Source organism: Ruminococcus sp., from assembly GCF_045129435.1.
Classification (GTDB): domain Bacteria; phylum Bacillota; class Clostridia; order Oscillospirales; family Acutalibacteraceae; genus Ruminococcoides.
Genome location: NZ_JBGVJL010000061.1, coordinates 1 through 9506 on the forward strand (window position 1 = coordinate 1; position 9506 = coordinate 9506).

At 38.4% G+C, this 9506-nt stretch carries 8 protein-coding genes; all 8 read right to left on the reverse strand.

The features are described from left to right. The coding region (locus ACJMMI_RS03040; RefSeq protein ID WP_405353413.1) for a biotin transporter BioY at nt 1-412 on the reverse strand (412 nt) is incomplete at its 3' end. Nucleotides 413-537: 125 nt separating this feature from the next. Further along, nucleotides 538-996: a C-GCAxxG-C-C family protein gene (locus ACJMMI_RS03045; RefSeq protein ID WP_405353416.1), complete on the reverse strand. Its 459-nt coding sequence runs from the start codon at nt 994-996 to the stop codon at nt 538-540. Between the two features lie 175 nt (nt 997-1171). After that, nucleotides 1172-1996 (reverse strand): ParB/RepB/Spo0J family partition protein, encoded by an 825-nt coding sequence (locus ACJMMI_RS03050; RefSeq protein ID WP_405353418.1) that lies wholly within the window; start codon nt 1994-1996, stop codon nt 1172-1174. Nucleotides 1997-2727: 731 nt separating this feature from the next. Beyond that, the gene (locus ACJMMI_RS03055; protein ID WP_405353419.1) at nt 2728-5028 is read right to left on the reverse strand and encodes a CDP-glycerol glycerophosphotransferase family protein; all 2301 of its coding nucleotides are present in this window, start codon (nt 5026-5028) and stop codon (nt 2728-2730) included. A gap of 77 nt (nt 5029-5105) precedes the next feature. After that, the gene (locus ACJMMI_RS03060; protein WP_405353421.1) at nt 5106-6116 is read right to left on the reverse strand and encodes a Stealth CR1 domain-containing protein; all 1011 of its coding nucleotides are present in this window, start codon (nt 6114-6116) and stop codon (nt 5106-5108) included. A 7-nt stretch (nt 6117-6123) separates the two neighbouring features. Further along, complete coding sequence (locus tag ACJMMI_RS03065) at nt 6124-7326, reverse strand: CDP-glycerol glycerophosphotransferase family protein (RefSeq protein ID WP_405353424.1); 1203 nt, start codon at nt 7324-7326, stop codon at nt 6124-6126. 10 nt (nt 7327-7336) lie between these two features. Then, nucleotides 7337-8068, reverse strand: coding sequence for an ABC transporter ATP-binding protein (locus tag ACJMMI_RS03070; RefSeq protein ID WP_405353427.1), 732 nt, complete (start codon nt 8066-8068; stop codon nt 7337-7339). A 2-nt stretch (nt 8069-8070) separates the two neighbouring features. Next, entirely contained in the window at nt 8071-8853 is a 783-nt protein-coding gene (locus ACJMMI_RS03075) for an ABC transporter permease (RefSeq protein WP_405353429.1), read from the reverse strand. Nucleotides 8854-9506: the final 653 nt, after the last annotated feature.

Below are 9506 nucleotides of genomic sequence, written 5' to 3' on the forward strand. Positions count from 1 at the left end.
CGAACGCATAGCAAACTGCAAGACCTGCTATCATTGCCACAATTTCTACCCAAAGCTTTTTGCCAAGTTTTTCAGTCATAAAACCGACAATTAACGCTGTAAAAATAAAGCCGATAATATATCCACCTGTCGGTCCGAAAAGTACACCAATACCGCCGCTAAAGCCTGCAAATACCGGAACGCCTACAAGACCTAAAAGTACATAAACAATTACACTTAATGTACCTCTTTTCCAGCCGAGTAATGATGCTGCAATAAACACACCAAGAGTCTGGAGTGTGAAAGGAACCTCTCCGAACGGAATCTGAATCTGTGCACATACTGTCATAACGGCAGCAAAAAGTGCGATAAATACTAAGTCAAGCAAGGCAGTCTTGCTCTTTGATGTTGATTTTGATTTTACCTCTAACATTTTTCTTCTCCTTATTGTCAACCTATTTAGTTTACTAAGTTGACAATATTATACCTCTAAAAAAGCTAATTGTCAACCTACAATTTGCATTTGGTTGACAATTAGTAATTCAATATAAATATTTATCAAATTAAATTTTTCTCTTTAAGGTACTCCTCAAGGATATCTGCTGCATACTTACAAAGCTCAGGACAAGGACGCTTTTTGTAGTACTCGTTTGTACGCTCAGACGGCACATAGCTTTCCTTATTGTTTTTCTGAAAGCCCAAAAGCTCACGGCAAATTATAGAACCGTTATCCTCTTTGAACTTTTCTGCAAGTTCTTGAACAGACTTGTACACATCTTTCTTATTGCCGGTATCCTTTGCGTTATCGTTGCCCATAGCAAGGCCGAGCACCATAAACATACCGGTAACAGTACCGCAAACCTCTCTCATTCTGCCCATTCCACCGCCGAAAGGCTCTGAAATTTTGAGTGCAGTTTCCTTTTCAAGACCGAAGTCCTCACAAAAAGCAAGCAAAACCGCCTGTGAACAGTTGTAGCCGTTCATAAAATTCTGCTTTGCGATATCTCCCTTAGACATAAAAACATCCCTTTTCATATTAATATAGTTTTATTTTAGCACCTGAACATAATAATGTCAAAGGGATAAACGCAAACAACCGCACAGTATAAACTGTACGGCTGTTTGCAAGGGGTTTAGATAAGGAAATGGGTATGAGTGGAACGGATGCTTTCGCACCCTCTTGTTAGTAAGTTTAAGCAGATTTGTTGTCGCTTGCGGGCTTTTTGGGAATTTTAATTGTGTATTCGATATAGTTGCTGTTTTCACTTTTGACTGCCTTGGCGTCAATACCTGCAAGTCGCATTGTATCTACTGCTTTGTTGATGGTGTTTACAAAAATTCGCACATCTTTTATCACCGCTTTGCTGTTTCCCATACTTTTGATATGCTTAGGGCAGTCATTCAAAACTTCGCTTACAAGAGCATCGGTTTGCTGAGTGTTTAGATTAAGAGCAATAACCTTGCTGAGAACCTCTCGCCTTTTTGCCTCGTCCTCAATACGGAGCATAGCCCTGGCATGGCGTTCCGTAAGACCGGCAGAAATTATAAGCTCCTGTTCTTCATATGTAAGTCGCAAAAGTCTTAGCTTGTTAGCAATAGTTGACTGAGTTTTGCCAAGCTTTTCGGCGGCTTCCTCCTGAGTAAGACCAAATCTTCTGATAAGTCTTGAAATCCCGCGAGCTTCCTCGAACACGCCGAGGTCGCTTCGCTGTAGATTTTCAAGGAGAGCAAAGATCGCAGACTCTTTGTCAGAACACTTAACGATTATGCAGGGAACCTTTTTGAGTCCTGCCATAACCGATGCACGAAGACGGCGTTCGCCGGCAATCAGCTCAAATTCAGTTTGACTTGCTCTGCGTACAGTAAGCGGCTGCAAAATACCGTTCTCTGTTATGGACTGCGAAAGAGAAGTAAGCGAAGCTTCGTCAAATTGTTTTCGAGGCTGAGCCTTGTTAGGTCGTATTCTTATTATTGGTATTTCAGCAATTTTGTTATCATTATTAAATAAAAAATTCAACCTTACCATCCCGTGTCTTTTAAGCATCAGGGGTTTGTCCCTGTGACATTATAATAACATATTGCCAAAAAATGGTATGTCGAATTATGTACGCAGAATTAATTTTGTTTTATAATATTGCGTTTGTTTTGCTGTTTTGTTGTCTGATAGCTTGAAAATGAGTTTAATAAAAATTTATATCCGCACTTTAAGCTTTTTTTGTTATGTTATAGATATTTAAGTAACATAAATTATGCTTTGTAACGGTCGGGAAATTTTTGCTTAAATTAGCACAGACTAATAAAAATTTGGTCAACCTTTTTCAAAGGTTGTGGGTGTGGGCAAAGCCCACAAATACTTTCGGCTTACGCAAATTTCCGATAACCAAACAGCTTGCTGTTTGGTGGCTTGAACACAATAGCGAAAGCCTTATAACTGCGACAGCAACACAAAAATCACTCTTCTTTATAATTTACTGATTAAGTATTTCTTTTAAAAGGCTGTCGCCTGTTTTCCCAAACATTGCTTTAGCACACAAACAGCGTTGCTGTTTGTGTCCGAAAATTTGCAATAAAAACAACTTTTCTTGGGCTTTGCCCAAACCCACGAGCCTTTAAAAAGGCTCGACCTAAATTTCTTTGTCCGAGCAGAAATTAAGACTACTTTCAGACTACACATTCCCGACCGTCACTAAGATATTTTTGCAAAAACAATCGGCAACACCGCTAAGTGCTGCCGAAAAAGTTACGCTATTATTTTTCAAGGAAGTCAACGAATTTTTCGCCGAGAACTTCTCTTGAATATACCTTACTGATTTTATCATAATTACTTCTGAGCTGGTCATCTGTAACCTCTGGGAATTTGCGAATCTTATTAAGCAAATCCTCATATGAAGTGTAAATACAGCCGTCAATGCCGTTTAATACCTCTCTTGAACCTGTGTTCTCTGTACAGTAAACCATTTTACCATTGAGAATAGCCTCAATATACGGCATACCGAACGAATGATTAAGTGTGAAATCTACAACCGCATCGTGAGTTTTCATCTGATTTTTAGGGTTAGAGGTTTCACCGCAATAGCAAATGTAGTCCTCAACCTCGTTATCAAATATCTTGTCAAGGAATTCATTGAGGTAATCGCCTGTACCGTAAACATCAATTACAATATCATCAACATTCTGCTCTTTAAGATACTTGGCAAAGCCGATGAGATTATTAATATCTGCCTCACGCTCGTGGCTGATTCTGAGCAGATACATACCAAGGAAGTAGTCACGCTCTGGCAATTCAACATGCTTTTTCTTATCATCCTCTTCCTGTGCACCAATGTCCTCTCTTGCCACACTACGACTTGACTCAAGTGTATTACCAAGAACGATATAGTCCTTGTAATTGTGGAAGTTAAATTTATCAAGGTAAAGCTGACGGTTTTCTTCACTTACAAATACTGCCTTGCCAATGTCGATTTTCTCCATTTTATTTACAATATCCGGGAAAAGGTCATTTACAAGTGCCGCTGTGCAATGGAAGAAGTAAATCTTCTCCTCTATTTTCTCAGATGTAGCGTCATTTAAGAAAAGGTGAAGTGATTCTCTTGTGGAAATTACAGTTTTACTGTTGATTTTTTCAAGCTTCTTTCTCATTGCCATACCTGAGTAAGGTGAGAGATTCTGCCTGCTGCAATCGCAATCCAAGTGACCGTAAAGTCCCTTCCATCTGAAAAAGCCACGCTTTAAAAGCTCAATTTTTCTGCGTGAATTTGCCTTGTAAAGTGCTGTAAGCTGCAAACCGTAGGGCATTTCCTTTGGCTTTGCTGTACATTTGAGTGACAAAAGCTCTACAAGGTAATTTTTCTCAAGCAATGCCTCTGCAAGTGAACGGGTGGCAAAAACTGTGCCGCCAACACCATAGAAATTATAGCCTAAGAATGTAACCTTATTCTTCTGAATTGTTGCAAATTCATCGTACATTCTGTCAATATGAGCACCGCTCTCGATAAAGTCATAGTCAATTTCCTCGGGAAGTCTTGACTTGAAGAACGGGTTAATAGTATAGGTTTCATCAGCAATAGCGTCAACAAGCTGTCTTGCCTTTGTGAAAGAGCACTGCTCAAGCTCCTCAACCTCGCAGTAAAGATTACGCTTTGCAAGGTAATTCTTTAAATCAGGCTGATACAAAATTACAGGCTTGTTTAAAACTGTAAAGTCAAAGCCTACCGATGAGTAGTCTGTGATGAGAACATCATTTTTAGCAAGCTCATCAAGCACATCTGTTTTATGCGAATGAATAAATTTAATTCTGTCTGTTTTTGCACACTCTCTAAATTCTTCAATCTTCTCTTCATCAAAGAACTGATGCAAACATACTGTAAAGATTGAGTTTGTCTTTTCAAGGTAATCTGCAAGCTTTTGACTTGAAAGCACACCCTTTATCTGGTGCATAAGCATCTGGGTCATATAGTTGTCGCCAAGATATTCTCTCCATGTCATAAACCAAAGAATATTCTTTCCGTTCTGTGGCTGTGCATGGTAAGCCTTGTGACGCTTTACAAGCTCAATGTAGCGTGGCGGATAAATTCCGTAATAAAGCTGATAATCCTTGAATTTATTGTAGTCCATAAGGGTTGGCTTGATGTTCTTGTTGTAATACAAGAAGCGGAACATATTATTGTTATAGCCGTAGCCCTTGTACTCTATAGCCTTTATGCCAAGTGTGCCGTGTTGTAAGTAAATAAGCGGCTTTTCAATGAAAAAGTCTGTCTTGAAAAAGCCAAGCTTAGTAGGAGTAATGTCTTTGTAGCTCAAAGAAACAAAGTACATATCGGCATTCAAGTAAATTTTAAAATGCTTGATTGTGTTCTTCCAGATAACAAAGCTCTTTTCTCTTTCTGAAAGTGAAGCATATGTTGCTTTGTTGGCGGCATTTTTTTCAAGTACAAGATACTTTTCAATACCGTCTTTGCGAAGCACTACCTGCTTCCAAAAATAATATGAGTTATTATTTGAGGTTGAGGCAAGATTTTCGCCAAACAGCCATATAAAATTTCTACCCATCAAATTACTCCTTTAGTATATGGTCTATGCTTTGATAAATATCAAAACCGCAAAATGCAAAATAAACAAATAAATAATTACAGCTCAAAAGATGATTTTTCAGGCAAAAGCTTTTCAAATGCGTCAATTACGCCCTGCTTTTTCACTTCAAAATCTGTAGTTTCGGCTGTGTCGTTAATACAAATCATATTGTGCTTTTGTGACGGAATGTCCTTGCACAAGTCGGGATAATTATATTCTTTAACATGGTAGCAGTAAGCAAAGCTGTCCCTACGGACTGTGTAATTACCTGCCGCAAGCTGCCAAAATTTCATAAGCCACTGATTTACATTGCCTGTTTTTCTGAATTTATCAGAACATGTTGAATCAAGAGCCTCGTATTCCTTTTCCCAAATTTCTTCAAAAGTTGATTTTAAAAAGCTTGACGGAGTGTGCTGATAGTAAAATCCGGGGAACCAGTGCCACGGCAGCAAAAGTGTGGTTTTAAGGTGGTTCTTAAAGCCGTTTTTTCTGCTATACCACTTTTTCCAGTCACGCTTGAAAACCTTATCCTTGTCGAAATGGTCGTTAATAATTGAAACATCGGCACCGTTGAAAAAGCCTGCACTGTCTTTATTAAAGCAAATGCAGTCGAGTGCGAATGTATCGCATGGCTTTCCGTCCTTAAAAAAGTCCTCAGGCTGAGTCGGTGCAGTAATGAACATATCGTCATTAAAATACACAAACTGCTCTGAAAGTCCTTCTATGCGGTGCAAATTAAGCTCTATTGTGTGTGAACTAAAGGTTGGAAGATACTTTGACGGAATGTAATCCTTGTGATTAACAATGTTAAGCTTAGGATTTGAGGTATCAAGCCACTTGGGCAGATGTCCCCATGTAACAAAATGAATTTTATTTACCCAAGGGGCAAACTTTTCTACACCTCGAAACCAATACTGGAGGTTATCCCAATCACGGAAACGCACCTCACTGTTCGCATTGGTAACGGTTTTTCCATCATATTTAGCTTTTTCTGCCTGCCAGGCTTTGTCATTTCCGTCAACCCAGATTATGACAAAGTCAATAGGCTTTATGTTCTTATCTTCCATACTTACCTCATGGCCATCTCTCTTTGACAGCCTCGTAATTTCTCTTTGAATTTTCTGTATCGTACAGGTCAAAAAACTCTTTGTGTCTGTTAAGATACTTTTCTGTGTTGGCAAATTTATTCTGTGCCATCTGCTCTATATAATCCATAAGTCCCTGCTCATCATTGTAAACAGGGCCAAAACCGTCCTCGGTGTAGTCAAAGTAGCCTTTACCGTAGTGCTGCTCTGAAAATCTTTCATAGTCGAACTGAAAATATGCAAGCGGTTTTTTCATATAGGCAAAGTCAATCTGTACGCTTGAATAGTCAGTAATCATAAATGCCGAGCTTTTCATAAGCGCCTGAACTGTGTACTCGGGATATCTGCAGATTGTAAGGTACGGATTGCTCTTTGAAAAGCAGTCAATAAATCTCTGCATATCTCTGTGTGGGTAAAACATTACAGTACAGCCGTATTTCTTGCAAATTTCCTCAAGACGGGTGCTGTTTATAATTTTACTCCAGTTTTTGTAATAATCGCTGTCGCAAAAAGCCTTTTTGTCGTCCTCAATGCTTTTTGAAAGAGCGTCTGTACCAATCCAATCTCGCCAAGTCGGCATAATTAAAATCTGATTTGGTACAGTCTTGAAATCGTGCAGTTTGTCCCAGCGAGGAAGTCCGAGTAATTTTACAGTACCCTCAGGGTAGCCGTAATTATTGTTTACATACTCCCATTCTCTGTAGGTACTGGTGACAAACATACTCATCTTTGTGTTTTTATAATAAAGAAAGTCAATGTTTGTAAGAATTACTCCATGCTGAAGAAATACTCGGCTATTGCGTAAAATTCCGTAAACCTCAAGAAGATAGCAAACCGCATAGTTTGGCTTGCCGCCCTTTTGCGAGCTTATGTTTACCTTTGCGGTAAGGTATAAAATCCAATGTGCAAAACTGCCGTATTTTACGGTTTTACCTGTTTTTTTCACATTTTCATAGTCAACACTTGTTTTATAAACGGCATAAACGCAGTCCTGCTCGGGGTGGTTCTTGCAGACATATTCAAAAAAGCAAAAACCGTTGTCGGTTGCCTCAACACCGTTGTCGCACACAAGCCACAAATCTTTTCTGAAAAGCTTATAAACAAGTGCAATCGGCAAGGCAAATATAAAAAGGAAGATATGGAGTATATCCCTCGGCTTTACATCTTTGAGTTTCTCAAAAAATCTCGACATACCGCCACCATTAAGACATAAACTCTTCGTATAAAGGAAGTACCTCTTCTGTTGTACCCTGCATTTTTACTTCGCCCTCATGAAGCCAAAGAATGTTGTCACAAAGCTTTCTGAGAGTATCTGAGCTGTGAGATACAATTACAACAGTTCTGTCCTTATTCATAATAAGGCTACGCATTTTTTCGTAGCTCTTCTTTTTAAACTTAGCATCACCAACGCTCAAGACCTCGTCAATGAGCATAATCTCGGTTTCGAGAATAGCGGTAATTGAAAAAGCAAGCTTTGAGTACATACCGCTTGAGTAGGTCTTTACAGGACGGTCAATAAACTCGCCAAGTTCGGAAAACTCAATAATTTCGTCAAGCTTTTCTTCAATCTGAGGTCTTTCAAAGCCTAAAAGCATACCGGAAAGGAAAATATTCTCCCTGCCGCTTAATTTATTCTGAAAGCCAACACCGATTGAAAGCAATGAAATTGAATGACCGTGTAAGTCAATTTCGCCCTCGTCAGGTGAAAAAATACCTGCAATAGCTTTTAAAAGAGTTGATTTACCACTGCCGTTTTTACCGACAATACCTAAAATCTGTCCCTTTTCAACCTCAAAGGAAACGCCCTTAACTGCCTCAAAGTACTCAATCTTCTTGTTCTTTCTCGGAGAGAAGATAGACTTTAAAAGCGAAACCTTTTTGAAACATCTGTATTTAATTTTAACATTTCTAACTGAAATTGCTGATTCTCCCATAATTAAATCACCTTTACATAGCTGTTTTCGTGCTTATAAATTGTTTTTACGCCGATAATGCTGATAATAATACCAACAACGAGCCAAGCAAGCAGAGCCACCCAATGTGGATCCTGATTATAAATAAGCACTCTTCTTAAATCGCAAATAATTAGGGCTATTGGGTTACATTTTATCAAAAGCTGACCTAAAATACCGTCAAGCTTGTTCTCAATAGAATAGAAAATACCGGAAATGTAAAAGCCAAGCTGAAGCACAATGGTGATAACATTCAGAAGGTCCTCTACGAATACACCAAAGTGGAGCATAATTGTGCTGCACGCAAATGTGATTACAACAAGGAGCACCATAATCGGCAAAGCCCAGAACATACGCCAACTTAAAGGCACTTGATAGATAATCATAAGAAGAACCGTAAGTGCGTACGATACAAGCATTTTAAAGCCGTAAACGCCGATTTTTTCAAGAATAAAAATCTGTTTAGGCACATACACCTTCGTTACAATCATCTTTTTGGACTGAACTACCTTGACGCAGCTTTTAACAACCTTGCTGAAAAACTGCCAGCAGTTAAGACCGATGAATACGAATACCGGGAAATACGGTTCGCCACTTTTAAATACAAGAATTGCGATGAATGAATACACGAGCATAAAGAAGAACGGATCGAGAATCCACCATAACCAGCTGAGAAACGAACCGGCTACCTCGGATTTCAGCTCCGCCTTTGAAGAAAATACTGTGTAGTTAAAGAATTTTTTGATGTCCTTAAAAAATCTTTTCATCTTTAAAAACTCACTTCCAAATCTAAATTTTTTTCGACACATAGTAACCTATGTTGAATTATATCATTATACCGTCAAGATTTCAAGTATTGTGTATTTTTCGTGTGACGAATTTTAGGACTATTTTCGCAATTTTTCTGTTAAAGAATTTGCATATTATATACATTCCCTTTACATTGCCTTTTAAAAAGGGAATTTTTGTTTGCTGACAAAAAAGTTTTACAACAAAAAGTAACGGCAATTTGCAAGTAAAAAATACTCAACCATAGCATAATAAGTGTTGGGCATAAGAGTATTCTCACTTTATGGTTCTGTTTTAAATGTTGGGGTAATATTGATAAATTATGGTTTAGCAGAGAGCTTTGGATAATTAACAAAAATTTTAGATCGAGCCTTTTTAAAGGCTCGTGGGTTTGGGCAACGCCCAAGAAAAGTTATTTTTATTGCAAATTTTTAGACACAAACAGCAACGCTGTTTGTATGTTAAAGCAAAGTTTGATAAAACGGGCGACAGCCTTTTAAAACAAATACTTCATTAATAAATAATAAAGAAGAATGGCTTTTTGTGTTGCTATCGCAATTATAAGGCTTTCGCTGTTGTGTTTAAGCCGCCAAACAGCAGGCTGTTTGGCTATCAAAACCTTGCGTTAGGT

Bases quoted from the DNA above. Each gene is read 5' to 3' on its own strand.
- ACJMMI_RS03045 (WP_405353416.1), bottom strand. From the start codon at position 996: ATGTCTAAGGGAGATATCGCAAAGCAGAATTTTATGAACGGCTACAAC.
- ACJMMI_RS03055 (WP_405353419.1), bottom strand. From the start codon at position 5,028: ATGGGTAGAAATTTTATATGGCTGTTTGGCGAAAATCTTGCCTCAACC.
- ACJMMI_RS03060 (WP_405353421.1), bottom strand. From the start codon at position 6,116: ATGGAAGATAAGAACATAAAGCCTATTGACTTTGTCATAATCTGGGTT.
- ACJMMI_RS03065 (WP_405353424.1), bottom strand. From the start codon at position 7,326: ATGTCGAGATTTTTTGAGAAACTCAAAGATGTAAAGCCGAGGGATATA.
- ACJMMI_RS03070 (WP_405353427.1), bottom strand. From the start codon at position 8,068: ATGGGAGAATCAGCAATTTCAGTTAGAAATGTTAAAATTAAATACAGA.
- ACJMMI_RS03075 (WP_405353429.1), bottom strand. From the start codon at position 8,853: ATGAAAAGATTTTTTAAGGACATCAAAAAATTCTTTAACTACACAGTA.